Here is a 22,076-nt window from a genome sequence, read left to right on the forward strand (position 1 = left end):
CTTGACTGACCCGTGTGCCACCACGTCAGAATCTGTGCGTTCACGATCAGTTGTGAGTACTTCTGGGCCCTGATGAGGGAGAGCCGCCATGACGGTCACTCGCAGATCGGTTTTGGTCGCCGCCACGGCGGCCCCCACGGCCGGAGCGCTCCTCGGCGCACCGGCCGCCGGGGCCGCCGAGGCGCTCGGCACCGCCGAGGCGTCCGGTGACGCGGGGGGACGCCGCACCGTCCCCCTGCGCGACGGCTGGCGCTTCGCGCTGGTCAACCCGGGCGGCATCACCGACCCGACCGGCGCGTACGCGAACGCCGCCGACCCCGGGTACGACGACTCCGCCTGGCGCGAGGTCGCGGTACCCCATGACTGGAGCATCGAGCAGACCCCGACCACCGAGCACGGCACGACCAGCGGCACCGGCTTCTTCCCCGGTGGCCTCGGCTGGTACCGCCTCGCCTTCACCCTGCCGCCCGCCTGCGCGGGCAAGCGGATCTCGGTGGAGTTCGACGGCGTCTACATGGACTCGTACGTCCACTGCAACGGCACCCAGGTGGGCCGGCACCCCTACGGCTACACCGGTTTCGCCTTCGACCTGACCGACCTGGTGCACACCGACGGCACCACGGAGAACGTCCTCGCGGTCAAGGTCCAGAACCAGCTGCCCAGCAGCCGCTGGTACTCCGGCAGCGGCATCTACCGCGAGGCCCGCCTGGTGGTGACCGACCCCGTGCACGTGGCCCGCTGGGGCACGTACGTCACCACGCCGGACATCACCGCCGAGCGGGCCGTCGTCCGGGTGCGCACCGACGTGGTGAACGAGACCGGCAGCGGCACGGACGTGCGGGTCCTGACCCGGATCCTCGATCCCGGGGGCCGCACGGTCGCCCGTACGTCCTCCACGGTGGCCGTCTCCGGCACGGCGAGCGAGACCCACGAACTCACCGTCGCCCGTCCCCGCCTGTGGGACTTCGCCGCCCCGCACCGCTACACCGCGGTGACCGAACTCCGGGCCGGCGGCCGGACCACCGACACCTACCGCACCACCTTCGGCATCCGCTCCTACCGCTTCGATCCGGACGAGGGCTTCTCCCTCAACGGCACCCACGCCAAGATCAAGGGCGTCGACCTCCACCACGATCAGGGCGCCCTCGGCGCTGCGATCAGCATCGACGCGGTGCGCCGGCAGATGACCATCATGAAGTCGATGGGCGTCAACGCCTTCCGCACCTCGCACAACCCGCCCTCACCCCAGATGATCGAGGTCTGCGAGGAACTGGGCATCGTGATGATGGTCGAGGCCTTCGACTGCTGGAAGACCGGCAAGACCAAGTACGACTACGGGCGGTTCTTCGACGAGTGGTGCGAGAAGGACGCCACCGAGATGGTCCTCGCCGCCCGCAACTCGCCCGCCGTCGTCCTGTGGTCGATCGGCAACGAGATCCCCGACTCCACCACCACCGCCGGGCTCGCAATGGCGGACCGGATCATCGGCGCGATCAAGGCGGCGGACGACACCCGGCCGGTCGTCATCGGCTCGAACAAGTACCACGGCGTGCCCGCCACGGGCTCCCCGGCGGACCTCATGCTCGCCAAGCTGGACGGCCTGGGCCTCAACTACAACACCGCCAAGTCGGTCGACGCCCTGCACGCGAAGTACCCGAAGCTGTTCCTCTTCGAGTCGGAGTCCTCCTCCGAGACCTCGACCCGCGGCAGCTACCAGGAGCCCGAGCACCTCAACACCGGCGAGAACCACACACCCGGCAGGCGGGAGGTCTCCTCCTACGACAACAACCTCGCCTCCTGGACGATGAGCGGCGAGTACGGCCACAAGAAGGACCGGGACCGCAAGTGGTTCGCCGGTCAGTTCCTGTGGTCCGGCATCGACTACATCGGCGAGCCCACCCCGTACGACGTCTTCCCGGTCAAGGCGTCCTTCTTCGGCGCGGTCGACACCGCCGGTTTCCCCAAGGACATGTACCACCTGTTCCGCAGCCAGTGGGTGAGCGAGCCGATGGTGCACCTCGTGCCGATGACCTGGAACCACGAGCCGGGGGACACGGTGGAGGTCTGGGCGTACGCCAACGTCCCCACCGTCGAGCTGTTCCTCAACGGAAAGTCCCTGGGGGTGCGGGAGTTCGACACCAAGAAGACCACCGACGGCCGCACCTACCTGGAGACCACCGAGGCCACCGGCGACGACAAGACCTTCACCGGCGGCCCCTACCCGGGCAGTTACACCAGCCCGAACGGCAGCGCGGGCAAGCTGCACCTGACCTGGAAGGTGCCGTACGCGCCCGGCGAGCTCAAGGCGGTGGCCCGGCGGGACGGCAAGGCGGTCGCGAGTGATGTGCTGCGCACGGCCGGGGCCCCGCACGCGGTGCGCCTCACCGCCGACCGCAGGTCCCTGGCGGCCGACGGCCGTTCCCTGGTCTTCGTGACCGCCGAGATCGTCGACGCGCACGGGGTGGTGGTGCCGGGCGCCGAGCACCTCATCGCCTTCGACGTGCGAGGCGGCTCCCTCGCCGGCCTCGACAACGGGCGCGAGGAGAGCGCCGAGCGCTACCAGGCCGCCACCCGCACCGCCTTCCACGGCAAGGCCCTGGCCATCGTGCGCTCCGGCACGAAGCCGGGTGCCCTGAAGGTAGCGGCACGGGTGGAGGGGCTGCGGGGGGACACGGTGACCGTCCGCACCACGCCCGCCCGCTCGGTGGTCCGCACGCCGGCCCCCGGCTTCCAGGACGACCACCCGGCGCCGCGCGATCTCCCCTACGCGGACGCCAGTTACTCCGGGCGCCCGGACACCCTGCCCGCCGCCATGCTCGACGGCGACCCGGCGACCGGCTGGTCCAACGCCTTCTCGAAGTCGGCGACGGCCCTGTTGCCCGCGTTCAACGGAGCCCGGGCCGAGGATTGGGTGTCCGTCGACTTCGGCCGCACCCGGACCTTCGACCGGGTGGAAGCCACCTTCACCGTCGACGCCACGCACACGCTGCCCGCGTCGGTCGAAGTCGCCGTGTGGGACGGGACGAAGTACGCGCCGGTGACGGGCGCGAGCGTGGACTGGGCGACCACCTCGGACGCCGCGACGGTGATCACCTTCGACGCGGCCCGGGGTTCGCGCATCCGGCTCACCCTGACCAGCGCCCACCCGGGTGAGACCAAGGGGGCGGTACGGATCACCCGGCTCGACGCGTAGGACGTCCGGGACGTCAAGTGGGTCCGGGCGGAAATCCGTCCCGTCCGGACCGTTGACGGCGTGTCATGTCTCGCACAGCATGGCCTGCGTCCGCATTTGGGAGCGCTCCCACCTCACCCGAGGAGCCCGCCGTGAAACGACGCAGAACCGCCCTGCTCGCCGTGACCGCCCTCCTCGCCGCGGCGTTCACGGCCCTGCCGGCCGCGCAGGCCGGCGCCGACGAGGTCGAACAGGTGAGGAACGGCACCTTCGACACCACCGCCGACCCGTGGTGGACCAGCAACGTCACCGCGGGCCTGTCCGACGGGCGGCTCTGCGCCGACGTGCCCGGCGGCACGGCCAACCGCTGGGACTCGGCCATCGGACAGAACGACATCACCCTGGTCAAGGGGGAGTCGTACCGGTTCTCCTTCAAGGCGTCCGGTTCCCCCGAGGGGCACGTGGTGCGGGCGATCGTCGGGCTCCAGGTGTCCCCGTACGACACCTGGTACGAGACGAGCCCGCAGCTGACCCCCTCCGGCGACGGCTACTCCTACACCTTCACCTCGCCCGTCGACACCAGCCAGGCACAGGTCGCCTTCCAGGTGGGCGGCGCCGCGGACGCCTGGCGGATCTGCCTGGACGACGTGTCGCTGCTGGGCGGCGTCCCGCCGGAGGTGTACGAGCCCGACACTGGGCCGCGCGTCCGCGTCAACCAGGCCGGCTACCTGCCGGGCGGCCCGAAGAACGCCACCCTGGTCACCGACTCCACCACGAGGCTGCCCTGGCAGCTGAGGAACGCCGGCGGCAGGACGGTCGCCCACGGCTGGACCGTGCCGCGCGGCACCGACGTGTCCTCCGCGCAGAACGTCCAGTCGATCGACTTCGGCGCCTACCGGACGCGCGGCAAGGACTTCACACTGGTCGCCGACGGGGAGACCAGCCGTCCCTTCGACATCGGCACCCAGGTCTACGAGGAACTGCGCCGCGACTCGCTGAAGTACTACTACACGCAGCGCAGCGGCATCGCGATCAGCGACGCGCTCCGTCCCGGCTACGGCAGGCCCGCCGGGCACCTGGACACCGCCCCCAACCAGGGCGACGCGCACGTCCCCTGCCAACCGGGCCTGTGCGACTACACCCTCGACGTCACCGGCGGCTGGTACGACGCCGGCGACCACGGCAAGTACGTCGTCAACGGCGGCATCGCCACCTGGGAACTGCTGAGCACCTACGAACGCTCCCTGCACGCCCGCACCGGCGAACCCGGAAGACTGGGTGACGGCTCCCTCGCCCTCCCCGAGAGCGGCAACAAGGTGCCCGACGTGCTGGACGAGGCCCGCTGGGAACTGGAGTTCCTGCTGAAGATGCAGGTACCGGACGGACAGCCCCTCGCGGGCATGGCGCACAGCAAGGTCCACGATGCCCAGTGGACCGGTCTGCCGCTGCTGCCCAGTGAGGACCCGCAGAAACGGGAGCTGCACGCCCCGACCACCCAGGCCACCCTCAACCTGGCGGCGACCGCCGCCCAGGCGGCACGCCTGTACCGCCCCTACGACCGCGCCTTCGCCGCCCGCGCCCTGACGGCCGCGCGCAAGGCCTGGGCGGCCGCCCTCGCCCACCCCACGACGTACCCGGACCCGAACGACGGCACCGGCGGCGGCGCCTACCCCGACGACGACGCCACCGACGAGTTCTACTGGGCCTCGGCCGAGCTGTACCTGACCACGGGTGAGAAGCAGTTCGCGGACCACGTCCTCGGCTCCCCGCTGCACACCGCCGACATCTTCGGCGGCCTGGGCTTCGACTGGGGCCGCACCGCCGCGGCAGGGCGTCTGGACCTGGCGACCGTGCCCAGCAGACTCCCCGGCCGCGACAAGGTGCGCCGGTCGGTGACCAGGGCGGCCGACACCTACCTGGCGACCGCGAGGTCACAGCCGTACGGCATGCCGTACGCCCCGGACGGCAACCGCTACGACTGGGGCTCCAACGCCCAGGTCCTCAACAACGCCCATGTCATCGCGACCGCCTACGACCTCACCGGCGCCGCGAAGTACCGCGACGCCGCGGTCCAGAGCATGGACTACGTCCTCGGCCGCAACGCGCTCAACATCTCCTACGTCACCGGATACGGCGAGGTCGCCGCCCACAACGAGCACAGCCGCTGGTACGCCCACGAACTCGACCCGGCCCTCCCGAACCCGCCGAAGGGAACCCTCGCCGGAGGCCCCAACTCGAGCATCCAGGACCCGTACGCACAGAGCAGACTGCTCGGCTGCGTCGGCCAGTTCTGCTACATCGACGACATCCAGTCCTGGTCGACCAACGAGACCGCGATCAACTGGAACGCGGCCCTGGCCTGGATGGCGTCGTTCGTGGCGGACCAGAGGTAGAGCACGGACGCGCGGGTACCGATGGAAATGTCGTCTGACCTGGGGGTATTTACGCTTGAGTACCCGCGCGCTATTTTTGGGGCATGCCAGCTCTCAACGTGGAGTTCAGCGAGCGCGAGCTAGAGGACCTGCGGCAGATCGCCAAGGAGCGTGGGACGTCGATGAAGGCCCTGGTGCGCGAGGCGGCCGCGGCCGACATCGCCCGGCACCGCGCCCTGCAGGAAGGCGCCCAGGAGTTCCGCCGCTTCTTCGCCACGCACGCCGACGAGTTCGCGGCCGCGTTCCCGGACGACGAGCCCCCCGGCAAGGGCGAGGCCGCCTGACCCATGTCACCAGTCCTCCATATCGACGTGCCGTGGCTGCTCCAGCGCCACGAGGAAGTGCTGCCCGAGCAGCCGACGATCAACGACTTCTCGGCCCTGGTCGCAGCCGTCGCCCGGCACCGGGTCGATCCGCCCCGCCTCGGCGTGGACTCGGACCCGGCCTGGCGGGCCGCGGCCCTGCTGCACACCCTCGCCCTGCTCAGGCCGCTGCCGTCGGCCAACGCGCGGTTCGCCTGTGCGACGGCGGTGTCGTACATGTTCGTCAGCGGGGCCGGCATCGACCCGCCCTACGGGGCCCTCGTCGACCTCGCCCGGGACCTGATGTCCGGCAAGACCGACGTCTACGGCGCGGCCGACCGGCTCCGTTCCTGGCAGATCTGATCACCGGACCCGACGGCCGGTCCGGCACCCGCCCCCGCCGGCAGGGGAAGAAGCCCCGGGCCGGCCGGGGCCGCCGGCCGAGGGCGGGAGGAACGCGGCCGGCGGCCGACATCGCGCAGCAGAGCCGCCGTCCTGCGCGGGGCCTGTGAGCAGGCCGGCTCCCAGTGCACTCCCCGGCGGCGGGCGTCGGGAGCGTGCGCGGAGGTCCGGCGTGTGCGCGCGCTTCACACGGGGCGCTCGGACAGGCGAGAGCAGACCGATGGCCTGAAGTTCTGTCAGAGGTATGGATGCGGTCCAACGCCTTGTTGGGCTTTGGGGACTTGTGCAAGGGTGAGCCACTCGAGCGCACACGCACCAAAGGATTCACCCCGTGCCCACCCCCCACCCCCCTCGTCCCCCGTACCCGCCGTCCGGCGGTGCTCCCGGAGGGTCCGACGAATCACTGGCCGAACGACTGCGCGGCCGTGAGGACGAAGAGGCCACCTCCGCCGTCGCACTGCTCATGGCCCGGCACTGGCAGCCGGCCGAGGACTACGCGGCCGTCTGCCTCGCCGCCCAGGGCGCCGTGGTCCGCATGGTCACAGCCACCGCCTTCCACCGGGTCCTCGACCGGCTGGCGCTGGGCGAACCGGCAGATCCGCTGCGGCCCCGGCTGCTGGTGACCGTGCGCGACACGGTCGCACAGTGGTCGGCCGACGACCGCCTGCCCGAGGTGCTGCCGGACCTGGCGAAGCCGGCCGGGGGGCGGGGCATGCGCACCGTGCAGTCCATGACCCCCGACAACCGCGCCCTCGCCGAGCGCTCCTACCGGGGGCTGATGCCGCTCGCCCAGTGCCTGCTGTGGCACACCGAGGTCGAGGCGGAGCCTCTCACCGTCCCGGCGGGTCTGCTCGGTATGGACGCCGACACCGCGGCGGCCGGGCTGGAGCAGGCCCGGGAAGCCTTCCGACGGGGCTGCGTCCGCGCCCACCGGGAACTCGCGCCCAGCAAGGACTGCCGCTTCTACAACCGCCTCCTCGACGTGCCGATCCGGCGCGGCGGCGACCTGCTGCCCGATGTGCAGCAGCACTTGGCCGCCTGCCGCTACTGCCGGCACGCCGCCGAGCAACTCGGCCAGATCGAGGCCGGTACCGGTATCCTGCTCGCCGAAGCCGTGCTCGGCTGGGGTGCCCGCCGCTATCTCGACTCCCGCCCGGGACGGGCCGGTTCGGCCGCACCGCGCACCCGCGGCGCCTCCGGGCGCACCGGCGGACGGCCCGGCGGGGGAGCGCGCCACCGCATGCTGGGGCGGATCCCCCTGTCGGCACTCCGCGTCCCCCGGACGGCGCCGTCGCCGAGGACACTGCTCACCGGAGTCGGCCTGGCCTCGGCCGGACTGCTCGCCACCGCCCTGGTGGCCGGCCTGTGGCCGGACGGCGGGGACACCACCGACCCGGTCGCCTCGACGGGCGCCTCCGGTGCCCGGAGCACGCCCGACACCTCCGCCTCCCAGCCCGGCGCGGCGCAATTGCCCGCCGCGACCCGGGGGACCCGGTTGCGCAACGCGGCCGGCGGGCTCTGCTTGGACATCGACGGTGCCCCCAAGGCCGGGGCGGGCGTCCAGCTGGCGGCGTGTTCGTCGGCCTCCACCCAGCAGTGGACGTACGAGACCGACGGGCTGCTGCGCAGCGCCGCCGATCCCGGCCTCTGCCTCGACTCGCACGCGGACGCCGGGGTGGTCATCCTCGGCACCTGCGCGGACGAGAAGACGGGCCGGGCCGGCGACGTGCGCTACGACCTCACCGTGCAGGGCGAGCTGCTGCCCCGCTGGGACGAGACCCTCGCCCTGGCCACCGCGGGGAAGGACACCGGCGCCGACATCGTCGTGAAGGTCCGTGACAGATCGGCCGGCCAGCGCTGGCTCACCGACCCGTCGTCGGCGAGCCCCGGCTCCCTGTCGATCACCGGCACCGAGGCACCGCCCGCCCAGCCGGCCGGACTGCCGGAGCGGAGCTGACGGCGGCCGGGCCGGCGCCCGGCCCGCCGGCCTCCGGAGGATCGCATGCGGGGTCGCGGTCCGGGGTCAGGCGACGGTGGCCGACTCGTGCAGGATCCGGGCCAGTTCGCGGGGGCGGGAGAACATCGGCCAGTGGCCGGTGTCCAGCTCGGTCAGTTCCCAGCTTTCGCTCTTCAGCAGTTCGGCCACCGCGGGCAGCGGCGTGCGCCCGTCCAGCGAGCACTTGACGTAGGTCGCCGACAGGCCGCCCAACGGGCGCTCGAGGACGGCTGGTTCGGTCAGAGTGGCGCCCGGGTGCGGGGTGCCCTCGGAGACGATGCGGTGGATCTGCTCCTGGTCCAGGTCCTGGCCCTCGTAGGCGGCCGGGGGCAGGGGCGGCCAGACGCCGTCGTGCGCGTCGAGGGACTGCCGTATGTGGTCGCTGGAAAAGCCGTCGAGGAACGACTCCCCGTCGACCGGCACGTTGGAGTCCACGAACACCACCCGCCGCAGCCGCCCGCCGATCCGCTCGGCCGCCTGCCCGACGGGCACCCCCGCGTAGCTGTGCCCGACCAGGACGACGTCCCGCGGACCGAGGTGCTCGATCTTGTCCACCTCGTCCAGGACGTCCTGCACGTGCGTCTGCTGTCCTGCGGGTACCGCCTGCTTCTCGGCGAGGCCGGACAGGGTCACCGCACGGACGTCGTGTCCGGCCGCGCGCAGTTCGGCCGCCACCTCCTCCCACGCCCACGCTCCGAGCCAAGCCCCCGCCACCAGTATGTAGTTGGTCATGCCGACAAGGTAGCCGAGGGGTCCGACAACACCCCGGCCGGCCGCCGGGACGTCTCACTCCTCGCCGGTGTCCTCGGTGTTCTCGCTGTTCTCGGTCGGCGAACCGGCCGTCTCCTCGGCGTCGGGTCCCTGTGCCCGCACCCGCTGGACGTGTTCCAGGGACTCGCGCAGTTCGGTGAGCCAGTCGTCGGTGTGCCGCTGTACCAGCCGCACACACCAGGCGAGGGCGTCGCTGCGGCTGCGTGCGACCCCGCCGGCGATCAGCGTGTCGAGGACCTGGCGCTCGGGCTGGCGCAGCCGGGTCATCACGGGTGCGGCCACGTGCGTGAACAGGGCGCGCTCGCCGTCGCACTCCACGCCCCAGGAAACCTTCCTGCGGAAGCGGTGCTCGGCCTCGCGGGCCACGGAGACCCGGGCTTCCCGGGTGCGCTCACGGAACTCCTGGACGCGGCCCTGCACGGCAGCCTCCCGCTCGGCGTCCGAGGCGCCCTCGACGACCCGGGGCCCGGGGATACGGCCGATCACGGTGATCTCCTCGCGGTCGACGGTCACCTCGACCAGGTCCTGGAAGAGGTCGTCGGGCAACCGGCCGGTGAACCAGCCGCGCAGCTTCTCTTGCTCTGAAGTAATCATGTAATGACGATTACTCCGCCTTCGTGTGAACGCAAGGGGACGGCGGGAAGTGCGCCGAGGGCAGAACCGGAATGTTTCAGGCCTATTAACGAACTGATGAAATCCAGCCAAGCGGCCTCTAGCGGCGATCAAGAACCGCTCAGTTCCGGCGTTGTAACGTTCGAATTCTGTGACTTCACGCCACTGATTCAACACGCAAGGTTACCGAAACCTGTGGGTCCGATGTGAGTTTCGGCGGCGGACTCGGCAGAGTGGCGCACGCCGTTTCCGGCACCCACCGGGCCGGGACGGCGACCCGTCGAATCGAGCGGAAGGATGCACACAATGCGAACCACCGCGCGCTGGGCAGCGACCATCGGCCTCACGGCCACCGCCGTCTGCGTACCCCTGACCGGGGCCGCCGTCGCCGCACCGGTCAGCGCCCCGTCGTCGCTCTACACGCCCTCGGCCCTGGTGCTCACCACCGGCCACGGCCAGAGCGCGGCGACCGCGACACCCGAGCGCGCCGTCACCCTGTCCTGCGCTCCCACGGCCTCCGGCACGCACCCGGCCGCCGCCGAGGCCTGTGCCGAGCTGCGCGGCGCGGGTGGCGACCTCGACGCCCTCAAGAGCAAGGACGACGTGTTCTGCACCAAGCTGTACGACCCCGTCGTCGTCACGGTCGAGGGCGTCTGGCAGGGCAAGCGTGTCTCCTACGAGCACACCTTCGGCAACGCGTGCGTGAAGGACGCCTACGGCTCCGTCTACGCGTTCTGAGACCGGGATCGCCCGGTCTCCGCGACCACCGGAACAGGCCCGCAGCTGGGGAGTGCGGACCCTGGTCCTGGAGACCTCGCGATCTCGCACCGGGGGTCGGACGGGCGGAGTGGGGCCGCCCGCCGTCCCCCGGCATCACGACCGCTTCCCGGGCTGCCCGTCCCGGGGCACCCCGGGAAGCGGCGGAAAAGACTTCAGGATCCGCCGCCGGCGCGGGTGGCTCTCAGGCCCTGCGCCGGTGACTGGTGTCGCACCAGGGATAGCGGCGGCTGCGCCGACAGGTGCACAGGGCGACGCGGAACCGGTCCGAGGACACCGTGGTGCCGTCCTCCAGTTCCACCTCCACCGGACCGTCGACGAGGATGGGGCCCTGCCGCTGCATGCTTACGTGCCGGGGCGGGGTGGGGCGCTGTGTGTCAGAGGGCTCGTTCGGCACGGATGACCACCAGTTCTTCCTTCTCGTCGGCGGCCGACAGCAGCCCGCGCTCGCGCAGCCAGGCCTGCCGCGCCCGCAGTACGGGCCCGAAGGCGATCCAGCGGCGGCGGGTCACCGCGGCCTTGAGACCGGCGGCGCGCAGCAGCTCCAGGGTGCGGTCGGGGCCGCTCAGCGCGGAGTGGACGATCAGCAGGATCCCGCCGGGGCGCAGCAGCGCGGGGGCGTCCCGGCAGATCCGGTCCAGGACCAGACGGCCGTCCCGGCCCGCGTCCCAGGCCCGCGACCGACCGCGTGGCTCCGGCCGGGCGTCGGGCGCCGGCACGTACGGCGGGTTGGCCAGGATCATGTCGAACGACCGTCCGCGCACGGGGCCGAAGAGGTTCCCGCGCCGGATGCGCACCGGCAGCCGGGCCAGCCACGCGTTGAGCCGGGCCGTCCACACGGCCCGCCGGGACACGTCGACCGCTGTCACCCGCGCGCCCCGCCGGGCGGCGACCAGGGCCAGGGCACCACTGCCGGTGCCCACGTCGAGCACGCGTGCGCCGGGATCCAGCGGCTCCCCGGACAGCGCTTCGGCCAGCAGCTCGGTGTCGTCCTGCGGGGCGTACACACCCGGGAGTACCAGTGAATTCACGGAACGCGAGTACCCCGGCATTCAGGGAATATGGTTCATTTCCCTCGGAAGCGGGGTGCGTAGCGAGGAGTGTCCCGCACGCCAGGAGTCCAGCAGTCGGCGGGCGAGGCGTTCCTCCAGGTAACCGGTCGCGTCGATACCGAAGGCGATGTCGGGGGCGAGCCGCGGTTCCTGCTCGAGCAGTCCGCCGATCACCTCGTGGCGCACCACCTGCTCGTGCACCGCGTCGGCCTCCACGTGCTCGTCGTAGAAGAACTCCGCGGCCGGCCCGGCGCCCGTGCGGCGCATCGCCTCGGCCAGTCGCCGGGAGCCGGGGGAGGAGGTGATCTCCACCGCGGCGAAGTGGCCCACCAGCGCGCCGCGCAGCTCCCGGTGCAGGCCGAAGAGGGACATGAGGTTCACCGTGGCCAGTACCTCTGCCGACGCCGCGTCCAGGTAGTGGCCGTACGTCGTGTCCAGTCCGAGGTCCGTCATCAGGTCGGCGAACAGCCGTGCGTGCACCCGGTCGGGACGGCCGCCGCCGTACTCGTCGAACTCCACGGCGGCCATCGCCGCCTTGGCCCGGCCCCACAGGCGCGGCAGCACCCAGGCGTGCGGGTCGGCCTCCTTCAGGTGGTACAGCGAGCGCTGGGCCGCGTATTCGCGCAAGTGCCACAGTTCGCCCTCGTCGCGCAGGTAATGGCTGACGCCGGAGCCGTCGACGGGCTCCACGAGGATTTCCCCGAGCGCGTCGTCGAGGCTGTCGTGGACCGGTGTGCCGGCGCGCAGCGCGGAAAGGAAGCGCTGTTCCATCGCCGCCCGGACGCGCAGCAGGTCGGGGTCCCACTCGAGGTCCGGGGCGACGCCCACGAAGCCGCGGTAGTGCAGCTCGTAGCAGAGGTAGAGGGCGAGCTGGAGGTCGTCCCCCCACGCGTCCGCCCCGGTGACCGCCTCGTCGGACGGCGCCGGGCCCGTGCCGAGCAGGTACTCCTGGACGGCCGCGGAGACCGGGCCACGGGCGGGGGGCAGCGCGGGGCCCTGGGAGTGCTGTTCCATGCCGCCCGGGTACCCGGACCGCAGCCGGCCATCCCGCCCGGTCAGTCGCCCTGCGACTCCTCCTCGGCCCGGGTGTTGGGGGTGATGGCCTCTCCCGCCTCGCCCCGTCGTTCCTCGGCGCGGGCGGGTTCGGTGGTGCGCTTCTCGGCCCGGGCGGCCTCGTGGAGGACCTCTTCGAGGGCCGTCTTCGGATGCTCGTCCCGGTTCTCAGCCTTGGACATGGCTGTCTCCTTCTCCTTCGGTATGTGCTGTATGCCGGTTCCGTGCGCAGGCGCGGTACGGCGGCTCAGTTCGCGGCGCCCGCGACGTGCAGTGGCACGGGCTCGGGGGGCGGGGGCTCCTCCGAGCGGCGGGTGGTCTCCGCCCACCAGGCCGGGCCGTCCTCGATGCGCCGCAGCAGGACGCCCTCGCGGATCGCCCACGGACAGAGGGTGACCGCGCCGAGGCCGGTCAGCTTCATCACGGTGTGGCCGACCACCGCCCCGGCCAGGCTCTGGGCGGCACGCGGTGCCGAGATGCCGGGCAGTTGGGCGCGCTCGGCGGCGGGCAGGGCCGCCAGCCGGCCCATCGCGTCGCGCAGGTCGTCACGGTGCAGCACCCGCTCCACGAAGGGCCCGTGCCGTCCCGGCGGGGCACCGCACAGCCGGCCCAGCTGCTGGAAGGTGCGCGAGGTCGCCACCGCCGAGCGCGGGCCCTCCCAGCGGATGCGAGCGGCCACGTCCCGCAGCTGATGGCGGACCTTGCGTCTGAGAGCGCGCAGCTTCTCGGGCGAGGGCGGGTCCTCGTCGGCGAGGAACTCGCGGGTCAGCCGCCCCGCCCCGAGCGGCAGCGAGGCCACGAAGTCCGGCAGCCGGCCGCGTCCGAAGGCGACCTCCAGCGAGCCGCCGCCGATGTCCAGCACCGCCAGCGGCCCGGCCTGCCAGCCCAGCCAGCGCCGGGCGGCGAGGAAGGTGAGCTCGGCCTCGACCTCGCCGGGCAGGGTGCACAGGTCGACGCCCGTGCCCGTGCGGACGGCCCGCAGGACGTCCGCCCGGTTCGGTGCCGCGCGTACCACGGCGGTGGCGAAGGCCAGCGGTCCCGCCGCACCCCACTTGGCGGCGGTCCTGCTCGCCCCGGCCACCGCCTCCACCAGTCGCTCCACGGCCTCGTCGGGGATACGCCCCCCGGGCTCGACCTGCTCGGACAGGCGCAGCCGCCATTTGGCGGTGTGCACCGGCAGCGGCACCCCGCCCTCCGCGTCCGCCACCACGAGCCGCACCGTGTTCGAGCCCACGTCCACCACGCTTATCCGCATGGCTGGCAAGTACCCGCCTGCGCCGTGTCATGCCCATCGCCCAGGCCACGGGGCACCGCCGGGCGCCCCGGCGGCACAGCGGGGCCGCCGTCCGCCTGCGGACGACGGCCCCACTGTGCCGGGGCGGCTCGGGCCTCCCGGAGCGAAGCGGTGGTGCTCACATGTGGACGACCGGTGCGGCGTCCGCGTCCTGCTCCGGCACCCCGCGGCGGAAGACGGCGAAGGCGATCAGCGCGCCCGCGGCGAACAGTCCGGCGGACCACCAGAAGGCCGTGGTGTAGCTCTCGATGGTCGCCTGCGCCTGGACCAGCTTGCTCCTGGCGTCCCGGCCGGACAGGTAGTCGGTCGCCGCGCTCGCCGCGAGGGTGTTCAGCAGCGCCGTACCGATCGAGCCGCCGACCTGCTGCATCGCGTTGACCGTCGCGGAGGCCACTCCCGCGTCCTCCGCCGCCACCCCGCCGGTGGCCAGCTGCATGGCGGGCGGCATGACCAGGCCGAGGCCGATGCCCGTCACGATCAGCTGCGGCAGCACCGCGCTCACGTAGTGGGAGGCGACGCCGATGCCGGTCAGCCAGGCCATGCCGACCGCGGCGACCGCGAAGCCCAGCGGAACGACCGCCTTGGGTCCCATCCGCGGCACCAGGACGGTCGTGCCGAGCTGCGCCGCCACCATGAGCGCGCCGACCATCGGCAGGAAGGCCACACCGGTCTTGGTGGGGCTGAAGCCCAGGTTCAGCTGGAGGTAGTAGGTCAGGAACAGGAACACGCCGAACATGCCCGCACCGGAGATCAGCACGGCGACGAACGAGGCGGCGCGGTTGCGGTCGGTCAGGATGCGCAGGGGCAGCAGAGGGTGCTCGGCCCGTGTCTGCCACCAGGCGAAGGCGGCCAGGAGCACACCGCCCGCGATCAGGAAGCCCCAGGTCAGCGGCGAGCCCCAGTCGTGGGTCTCGGCGTTGGAGAAGCCGTAGACCAGGGAGAACAGGCCCGCGGCGACCAGGAGCGTGCCCGGCACGTCGAGCTTGGAGTTCGCCGCGTCCCGGTGGTTGGCCAGCAGGATCCAGCCGCCGGCGAAGGCGAGGACCGCGATGGCCACGTTGACGTACAGCGTCCAGCGCCAGTCGAGGGCGTCGGTGAGCACGCCGCCGAGCAGCAGCCCGACCGCGCCGCCCGCGCCGGCGATGGCGCCGTACACGCTGAACGCCCGCGCCCGCTCCCGCGCGTCGGTGAACGTGGTGTTGAGCAGTGACAGCGCGGCCGGTGCGAGAAGTGCGCCGAAGGCTCCCTGCAGGGCGCGCGCGGTGACCAGCATCGGGAAGCCGTTCGCGGCACCACCGAGCGCGGAGACGGCCGCGAAGCCGACGACGCCGATCAGGAAGGCCGTCTTGCGGCCGAACAGGTCCGCTATGCGGCCGCCGAGCAGCAGCAGCGAGGCGAACGCCAGCGCGTACGCGGTGACGATCCACTGCCGGTTGCCGTCGGAGAAGCCGAGGTCGGCCTGGGCCGAGGGCAGCGCGATGTTCACGATGGTGGCGTCCAGGACCACCATCAGCTGCGCGAGGGCGACGACGGCGAGGATCCACCACCGCTTGTTCGAAGCGTCGGGCGGCGCCTGGACGGTGCCCGGACGGGCCTCGTCCTCCAGGGTCTTGTGTGACATCGGGGAACCACTCCGGGGAAGTCGGTCTGGGCAGCGGGCAAAAAGAACGTAAACGAAACCGTTTCGTACACCTGCAGGCCGAGGTTAGACCACTTTCTGCGAAACGGCAAAGTTTCGATGTGTCTACGGGAGTGACCTGCGGGAGTGAGGTGCCACGACCACCGCAACCGGCGACGCGCGGCGAGGGCCCCTACGCCAGCTGCCGCCGCACCAGCTCGTGCAGCCGCCCGCCGGTGTCGGCGAGGAGCTCGGCCGGCGGCCCCTGCTGGGCGACCTTGCCGTCCTCCATCACGATGACCCGGTCCGCGTCCAGCACCGTGGACAGACGGTGGGCGATGACGATGCGGGTGGCGTTCAGTTTGCGGGTGCTGTCGATGACCGTGCGCTGGGTGTCGTTGTCCAGCGCGCTGGTCGCCTCGTCGAAGAACAGGATGCGCGGGCGGCGGATCAGCGCCTGCGCGATCATCAGACGCTGCCGCTGACCGCCGGAGACGGCGCCACTGCCCGAGACGATGGTGTGCAGGCCCATCGGCATCCGCTGGATGTCCTCGGCGAGCCCCGCCATCTCGGCCGCCGCCATCGCCTCCTCCGGTGTGTACGGCTCGGTGCCGCAGATGACGTCCAGGATCGACCCGGTGAACGGCTGGGCGTGCTGGAGCACCACTCCGCACTGCCGCCGCACCGCCGACTGGTCGAGGGCCGCGAGGTCCTGGCCGTCGTACAGCACGCTCCCGGACACCGGCTTGTCGAAACCGATGAGCAGCCTCAGCAGCGTGGACTTGCCGCAGCCGCTGGGACCGACGATCGCCACGAACTCGCCCGGCCGGACCTGGAAGGACACGTCGTCCAGCACCAGCGGCCCGTCGTCGGCGTACCGGAAGGACAGCCGCCGGGCCTCCATCGCGCCGGACAGCGGGCCGGGCCGGGTGCTCGCGTCGCGCACCTCCGGGGCCGCCTCCAGCACCGGCCTGATCTCCTCGAACAGCGGCAGCGCGGCCACCGCCGAGACGAAGGAACCCGTCAGCTGGGTGACCGAGGTGAGCAGCATGGTCACCGAGGTGTTGAAGGTGAGGAAGGCGGCCGCCGACATCGACCCCCTGGCCGGACCCGCCAGCAGCATGAACATCAGCAGGGTGCACACCGGCAGGTACACCGCGCCCAGCACCGTGGTGAGGTTCTTGATGCGCCCCACCTTCTGCTGCAGCTCACGGCTGCGCGCGAACTCGCCCGCCCAGGCCGCGTACGCGTAGTTCTCCGCCGCGGCCACCCGCAGCTTGGGCAGGCCGCGCAGGGTCTGGAACGCCTGGTTGTTCAGCTTGTTGCCGAGCACCACCAGGCGCCGCTGCCAGCGCACCTGCCACAGACCGAGCCCCAGGAACACCGCCGCGATGACCACCAGCATGCCGATCGCCGCCATCGCCATCGGCACGCTGTACCAGAAGAGCAGGCCCAGGTTCATCGCACCGACGGTCACCGACTGGGCGACCACCGGGCCGACGCCCGCCAGCAGCCGCCGGATGGCGCTGATGCCCATGGCGGCGCTGGCCAGTTCACCGGTCGAGCGCCGGGTGAAGAACTTGGTCGGCAGCCGCAGCAGCCGGTCCCATACGGCCGGTTGGAGCGTGGCCTCGATACGGCCCTCGAGCCGGAGGATGGTGAGGTTCTCCAGGAGCATGAAGGCGGCCGCCACCACGCTGCTGATCATCACCGCCAGACAGACCTGGACGATCAGCTCCTGCCGGCCCTTCGGCACGTACTCGCCGAGCACCTTGCCGGTGGCGATGGGCACCAGCGAGCCGATGGCCACCGTCACCAGCCCGGCCAGCAGCAGGTTCAGCAGGTCGCCGCGGGTACCGCGCATGCTGAACCGGAGCAGGCCCAGCGGGCCGAGGCGCCGCTCCGGCAGCGGCCGGTAGAACATCACCGCGCGCGGCTCGAACTCCTCGGCGTTGGCCTTCTCGACCGGCGTCTCCCGGCCGGTCGCCGGATGCACCGCGACATAGCCGCCGCGCCGCCACAGCAGCGCCACCGGCGCCCCCGACAGCGCCCGGTGGCCCACCAGCGGTCCGGCGTTCTCCCGCCACCAGCGACCGTTCAGCCGCACGGCCCTGGTGCGCACCCGCGAGGCGAGCGCCACCCGCTCGACCGGGTCGAGGCGGTCACCGCCGGTGCCGTTCTGCGCCGGTTCGGCAAGGGTGATCCCGGCCGCCTGGGCCACCAGCCGGCACGCGGCGTAGGTGGCGTCGGCGTCGGCGGCCGTCGTGCGTTTCGCCGGGCCCTTCCCGATGGACGCCAGCAACGTCCGGTCGGCCTGGGCGCGGACCGCCTCACCGGCCTTGATCCCGGCCGCCGTACGGTCCTCGTGGGTGCGTTCCAGCTGCTCGATCCACCGGTCGAGGGTGGTCAGCAGCCGGTACTGCTGGTCGACCATGCTCTGCCACACGGCAGGGTTCATCAGCAGGTCGGCGGCCGCCTCCGCGCCGTACAGCGACCCGTACTGGACGCTGCCCGGCGGCACCTGCATCCAGAACACGTCCTCGTCGTCCCCGACGCTCGAATCAGCTCGCGCGGGGGCGCCCCCGTCCCCCGCGGCCGCCTCACCGGCCATCGGCGCCTGGAAGAGGACCGACAGACTGCGCCCCACGCCGAGCGCGAGGGCGTACTCCAGCGGGCTCGAAGTCGGCGGCACGTACTGGGGGTTGCCGTACTCGTCGTACGACCAGGTCTGGGTGTCCGCGGGCTGGTACAGCTCGCGCAGCCCGATGCGGTGCACGACGCAGTCGCGCAACGGCCGGGCCACCAGGGTGTGCTGGGGACCGGCGACCGGCCCGAGCAGCAGCGTGCCGGCCTCCAGACGGCCGAGATGGTGCCAGTGGCCCTGCTGCCCGGCGTCCACCGCGAACAGGTCCACGGCGCCCGCCGCCACCAGCCACAGCACCTGCGGACCCTCCAGGTCCAGCCGGTTCAGGCCCGTGCAGTCGATCGGGGTGCCCAGGGTGCCGAGCGCGCCGAGTACGAGGTCGCCTTCGGGTACGGACGTCATCTCACCGCTCCCTGACCAGCGCGGCGTACGCGCCGCCCCGCGCCACCAGTTCGGCGTGCCGCCCGCGTTCGACGACCGTGCCGTGCTGGAGCACGACGATCTCGTCGCTGTCGCGCACGGTGCTCAGCCGGTGGGCGATCACCACACAGGCGCAGCCCCTTCGGCGCAGGTTGTCCATCACGATCTGCTCGGTCTCCGCGTCCAGTGCGCTGGTCACCTCGTCGAGGACGAGGATGCTCGGCCGCCGCACCAACGCCCGGGCGATCTCCAGGCGCTGGCGCTGCCCGCCGGAGAAGTTCCGGCCGTCCTGCTCGACCTTGCTGTGGATGCCGCCGGGGCGGCGCATGACCACGTCGTACAGGGCCGCGTCCTTGAGGGCCTCCACCACGGCGTCGTCCGGGATCGACGGGTCCCACAGGGCCACGTTGTCGCGGACCGACCCCTCGAAGAGGAAGACGTCCTGGTCGACGAAGGAGACGGACGCCGCGAGCGCGCCGCGCGGGATGTCCTCCAGGCGCTGCCCGTCGATACGGATCACGCCCTCCCAGGGCGTGTACAGGCCCGAGATCAGCCGGGACACCGTCGACTTGCCGCTGCCCGAGCCACCGACCAGCGCGACCTGCCGACCTGGGCCCACGACCAGGTCGAAGCCGGTGAGCAGGGGCTTGTCCAGGGGGCTGTAACCGAAGCTGATGTTCTGCAGCTCCACGTGCCCGTGCAGGCGCCGCGCGGAGTCGCCGCCGGGGCGGGCGTAGAGCGGGTCGGCCTGGAAGTTCTCCACGTCCTTCAGCCGTGCCACGTCGGCCGCGAAGTCCTGGATGCGGCCGGCGACCCCGTTCAGCCGGGTCAGCGGGGCGGTGAAGCGGCTGACCAGTGCCTGGAAGGCGACCAGCAGACCGACCGAGATATGGCCCTCGACCGCCCGCATCCCGCCGATCCAGAGGATGAGCGCGCTGTTGAGGGTGGCGAGCGTCGGCGCGACCACGCCGAGCCAGGCGCTGGGCACGCCGAGCCGCTGCTGCTCCTCCAGAGTGGTGGCGTGCTGTCCGGCCCACTTGCGGAAGTAGCCGTCCTCGCCGCCGGTCGCCTTCATCGTCTCGATCAGCTGCAGACCGGTGTAGGAGGTGTTGGTCAGCCGCGCGGTGTCCGCGCGCAGCTTCGCCGTACGGGTGGCGCGCAGCCGTACGACGAACCGCATCGCCACCACGTTGAGCAGCGCCACGCCGATGCCGACGAACGTCAGCTGCGGGTCGTAGGTGTACAGCAGCAGCGCGTACAGCACGACCACGACCGCGTCCACGCCGGCCGCCGCGAGGTCGCGGGCCAGTGTCTCGGCGACCTGGTCGTTGGACTGCAGACGCTGCACCAGGTCGGCCGGGCTGCGCTGGGCGAAGAAGGTCACCGGCAGCCGCAGCAGATGGCGCAGGAAGCGGGCGCTGGAGAGGGTGGAGGAGACGATCCGGCCGTGCAGCAGATTGGCCTGCTGCAACCAGGTCAGCACCACCGTGAGCAGCACGCAGGCGCCCATGGACGCGAACAGCACGCCCAGCAGCGAGGTCTGACCGCCGATCAGGAACATGTCGATGTAGGTCCGGCTCAGCGCGGGCACCGCCGCGCCGACCGCCACCAGCAGCAGGCTCGCCAGCACGGCCGCGGGCAGCGTGCCCGCGGTGCCGCGCAGCCGGGCGGGCATGGCACCGAGCACGCCAGGGCGGCGCCCGCCCTTCACGAAGTCCTCGCCGGGCTCCATCACCAGGACGACCCCGGTGAAGCTGACGTCGAACTCCTCCATGGGCACGAAACGGCGGCCCTTGGCTGGGTCGTTGACGTACACCCCGCGGCGGCCGAAGCGGCGGCCCATGCCGTCGTAGACGACGTAGTGGTTGAACTCCCAGAACAGGATGGCCGGTGCGCCCACCTCCGCGAGGGCGGCCAGGTCCATCTGCATGCCCTTGGCGGTCAGGCCGTAACCGCGGGCCGCCTTGAGCAGGTTGCTGGCGCGCGATCCGTCGCGGGAGACACCGCAGGCGATGCGCAGCTCCTCCAGCGGTACGTGCCGGCCGTAGTGGCCGAGCACCATGGCGAGGGAGGCGGCGCCGCACTCGACCGCCTCCATCTGGAGCACGGTGGGGGTGCGCACGGCCCGGCCCCGGCTCTTGGGGACCGTACGCCGGGGCGGCGCGGCACGGCGTCTGCCTCGGGTTTCCTGGGCGGTGGTCACGGAAGCAGCCAATCGACGGGACGCTGGTCGGCCAGCCGGATCGAAGCGGTGGCCGGGGTCATGGTGTCCAGCCCGTACGGTGGTGCGGAGCGACTCCACTCGTACCGGCCCTTCGCCCCGGCCGACTTGGCGGACTCGTCGGGCTTGTCGAGTTCGACGAGCACGGCCACCGGCCGCCCTTTCCTGGTGAACTGCTCGCCCAACTGGCTGTCCCCGAGGAACGCGGTGATCGACTGGGCGGACTGGGCGGTGCGGTCCACCGACTTCACATGGCCGCGCAGCACCCCGTACTCCTGCGTGGACACCGACGACACGGTCAGGTCGACGGGGGCGTGCGCGGGGATCGAGGCGGCGTTCTCGGCGGGCACGTACACGGTCGCGTACAGCGGGTCCGAGGCGTGGGCGACCTTCTCGACGGCGGCGACGTTCGCGCCGGTGCCGACGATCTGCCCGATGGTGGCGGCCAGTGCGGTGATCCGGCCGGCGGCGACCGTACGGACGACCGACTCGCCCTGGCTCGTACGCACCTTCAGCACGGGAGAACCGGCGGGCAGCCGCTCACCCTGCTTCGCCAGCACCGCGGTGACCTGCCCGGCGACCGGGCTCTGCAGGACGTAACTGCCCTCGGCGTGCGTGAGGATGGCGGGTGCGCCGACGGTGGAGGCGACCGAGCCGGTCACCGCCCATACGGAGGCGGCCGCCATGGCGAGGACCGAGACGGACAGCGCGAGCCAGCCCTGGGGGCGGGCCAGGCGCACCGGAAGGTCCAGCTCTTCCGGCGACTGCAGCTTGGCGAGGGCCTGCTGGCGGAACTGCACGGGAGTGATCCCTCACCTGTGGAGTGGGACTGTCACGGCATCCGAAGAGTCCCGGAACCGGGGAACGGCTCCGGGACTCAGCGGCAACGAGGTGCGATCAGAGACCGGCGACCAGGTTGGTGACCGGCTGGGTGTTCAGGCCGGTGACACCCTCGACCGTGCCGATGGCGGTGTCCGTCAGGCCGGAGACCGGGGCGATGCCGTTCAGGGCGCCGGTGGCGCTGTTCAGGGCGTTCACGGAGAGGCCGCCGGAGACGTTGTCCAGCTCGGCGTCCGAGATCTCGACGGTCTCGACCTGGGGGGTGGAGTTCATAGGAACTTCCCTTCACATATGGGTATTTCACAAGGGGGGAGCGGCCCCCTCTGGGGACAGATGACGGCCGCGACCGCGGGCGTCCGTTCCGGCAAGCCCTGAGCGGCCCCCGCGGTGCGATGGATCAAAGCACGCGCGCGGCTCGCGCTTCCAATCAACAACCGCTCTCACCTGCGCACTTGCCCTCCGGACCGGTT

The 22,076-nt window shown here is 72.0% G+C and carries 18 protein-coding genes; 6 read left to right on the forward strand and 12 right to left on the reverse strand.

From position 1 onward, the window contains the following. Nucleotides 1–88: 88 nt before the first annotated feature. From ACFYZQ_RS05990 to ACFYZQ_RS06010, 5 genes are all read left to right on the forward strand, one after another. Nucleotides 89–3,193, forward strand: coding sequence for a glycoside hydrolase family 2 TIM barrel-domain containing protein (locus tag ACFYZQ_RS05990; RefSeq protein ID WP_389142121.1), 3,105 nt, complete (start codon nt 89–91; stop codon nt 3,191–3,193). A 131-nt stretch (nt 3,194–3,324) separates the two neighbouring features. After that, nucleotides 3,325–5,565: a glycoside hydrolase family 9 protein gene (locus ACFYZQ_RS05995; protein ID WP_389142123.1), complete on the forward strand. Its 2,241-nt coding sequence runs from the start codon at nt 3,325–3,327 to the stop codon at nt 5,563–5,565. Between the two features lie 83 nt (nt 5,566–5,648). Continuing rightward, entirely contained in the window at nt 5,649–5,888 is a 240-nt protein-coding gene (locus ACFYZQ_RS06000) for a hypothetical protein (protein ID WP_388793744.1), read from the forward strand. A 3-nt stretch (nt 5,889–5,891) separates the two neighbouring features. After that, the gene (locus tag ACFYZQ_RS06005; RefSeq protein ID WP_388793742.1) at nt 5,892–6,269 is read left to right on the forward strand and encodes a toxin Doc; all 378 of its coding nucleotides are present in this window, start codon (nt 5,892–5,894) and stop codon (nt 6,267–6,269) included. A gap of 370 nt (nt 6,270–6,639) precedes the next feature. After that, the gene (locus ACFYZQ_RS06010) at nt 6,640–8,265 is read left to right on the forward strand and encodes a ricin-type beta-trefoil lectin domain protein (RefSeq protein ID WP_389142125.1); all 1,626 of its coding nucleotides are present in this window, start codon (nt 6,640–6,642) and stop codon (nt 8,263–8,265) included. A gap of 66 nt (nt 8,266–8,331) precedes the next feature. Here the strand turns inward: ACFYZQ_RS06010 and ACFYZQ_RS06015 are convergent, their stop codons facing one another. Together ACFYZQ_RS06015 and ACFYZQ_RS06020 are read right to left on the reverse strand one after the other, a co-directional pair. Beyond that, nucleotides 8,332–9,036 carry an alpha/beta fold hydrolase gene (locus tag ACFYZQ_RS06015; RefSeq protein ID WP_389142127.1) on the reverse strand — a complete coding sequence of 235 codons (705 nt, stop codon included), beginning with the start codon at nt 9,034–9,036 and terminating at the stop codon, nt 8,332–8,334. Nucleotides 9,037–9,090: 54 nt separating this feature from the next. After that, nucleotides 9,091–9,669, reverse strand: coding sequence for a hypothetical protein (locus ACFYZQ_RS06020; RefSeq protein ID WP_389142129.1), 579 nt, complete (start codon nt 9,667–9,669; stop codon nt 9,091–9,093). Between the two features lie 324 nt (nt 9,670–9,993). Between ACFYZQ_RS06020 and ACFYZQ_RS06025 the strand changes: the two genes are divergently transcribed. Next, a complete protein-coding gene (locus ACFYZQ_RS06025; protein ID WP_389142131.1) occupies nt 9,994–10,425 on the forward strand; it encodes a protease inhibitor in 432 nt (143 codons plus the stop codon). Between the two features lie 223 nt (nt 10,426–10,648). Here ACFYZQ_RS06025 and ACFYZQ_RS06030 read toward each other — a convergent pair whose 3' ends face one another. The 10 genes from ACFYZQ_RS06030 to ACFYZQ_RS06075 form a co-directional block, all read right to left on the reverse strand. Beyond that, the gene (locus ACFYZQ_RS06030; protein ID WP_389142133.1) at nt 10,649–10,861 is read right to left on the reverse strand and encodes a CDGSH iron-sulfur domain-containing protein; all 213 of its coding nucleotides are present in this window, start codon (nt 10,859–10,861) and stop codon (nt 10,649–10,651) included. Further along, nucleotides 10,842–11,516, reverse strand: coding sequence for a HemK2/MTQ2 family protein methyltransferase (locus ACFYZQ_RS06035; protein ID WP_389142135.1), 675 nt, complete (start codon nt 11,514–11,516; stop codon nt 10,842–10,844). Before ACFYZQ_RS06035 ends, ACFYZQ_RS06030 begins: the two co-directional genes overlap by 20 nt. After that, complete coding sequence (locus ACFYZQ_RS06040) at nt 11,517–12,530, reverse strand: iron-containing redox enzyme family protein (RefSeq protein ID WP_389142137.1); 1,014 nt, start codon at nt 12,528–12,530, stop codon at nt 11,517–11,519. It lies immediately after the preceding gene. A 41-nt stretch (nt 12,531–12,571) separates the two neighbouring features. Then, on the reverse strand, nt 12,572–12,751 hold the full coding sequence (locus ACFYZQ_RS06045) for a hypothetical protein (protein WP_389142139.1): 180 nt from the start codon (nt 12,749–12,751) through the stop codon (nt 12,572–12,574). A gap of 65 nt (nt 12,752–12,816) precedes the next feature. Continuing rightward, nucleotides 12,817–13,824, reverse strand: coding sequence for a Ppx/GppA family phosphatase (locus tag ACFYZQ_RS06050; RefSeq protein WP_389142141.1), 1,008 nt, complete (start codon nt 13,822–13,824; stop codon nt 12,817–12,819). A 157-nt stretch (nt 13,825–13,981) separates the two neighbouring features. After that, nucleotides 13,982–15,484, reverse strand: coding sequence for an MFS transporter (locus ACFYZQ_RS06055; RefSeq protein WP_389142143.1), 1,503 nt, complete (start codon nt 15,482–15,484; stop codon nt 13,982–13,984). A gap of 190 nt (nt 15,485–15,674) precedes the next feature. Further along, nucleotides 15,675–18,527 (reverse strand): NHLP bacteriocin export ABC transporter permease/ATPase subunit, encoded by a 2,853-nt coding sequence (locus tag ACFYZQ_RS06060; protein ID WP_389142145.1) that lies wholly within the window; start codon nt 18,525–18,527, stop codon nt 15,675–15,677. Nucleotide 18,528: 1 nt separating this feature from the next. After that, nucleotides 18,529–20,748: an NHLP family bacteriocin export ABC transporter peptidase/permease/ATPase subunit gene (locus tag ACFYZQ_RS06065; protein ID WP_389142147.1), complete on the reverse strand. Its 2,220-nt coding sequence runs from the start codon at nt 20,746–20,748 to the stop codon at nt 18,529–18,531. After that, the gene (locus tag ACFYZQ_RS06070) at nt 20,745–21,566 is read right to left on the reverse strand and encodes an HlyD family efflux transporter periplasmic adaptor subunit (protein WP_389142149.1); all 822 of its coding nucleotides are present in this window, start codon (nt 21,564–21,566) and stop codon (nt 20,745–20,747) included. Before ACFYZQ_RS06070 ends, ACFYZQ_RS06065 begins: the two co-directional genes overlap by 4 nt. A 97-nt stretch (nt 21,567–21,663) precedes the next feature. Beyond that, on the reverse strand, nt 21,664–21,879 hold the full coding sequence (locus ACFYZQ_RS06075) for a type A2 lantipeptide (protein ID WP_389142151.1): 216 nt from the start codon (nt 21,877–21,879) through the stop codon (nt 21,664–21,666). Nucleotides 21,880–22,076: the final 197 nt, after the last annotated feature.

Origin of the sequence: Streptomyces sp. NPDC001843, from assembly GCF_042891955.1 — a bacterium.
GTDB lineage: Bacteria > Actinomycetota > Actinomycetes > Streptomycetales > Streptomycetaceae > Streptomyces.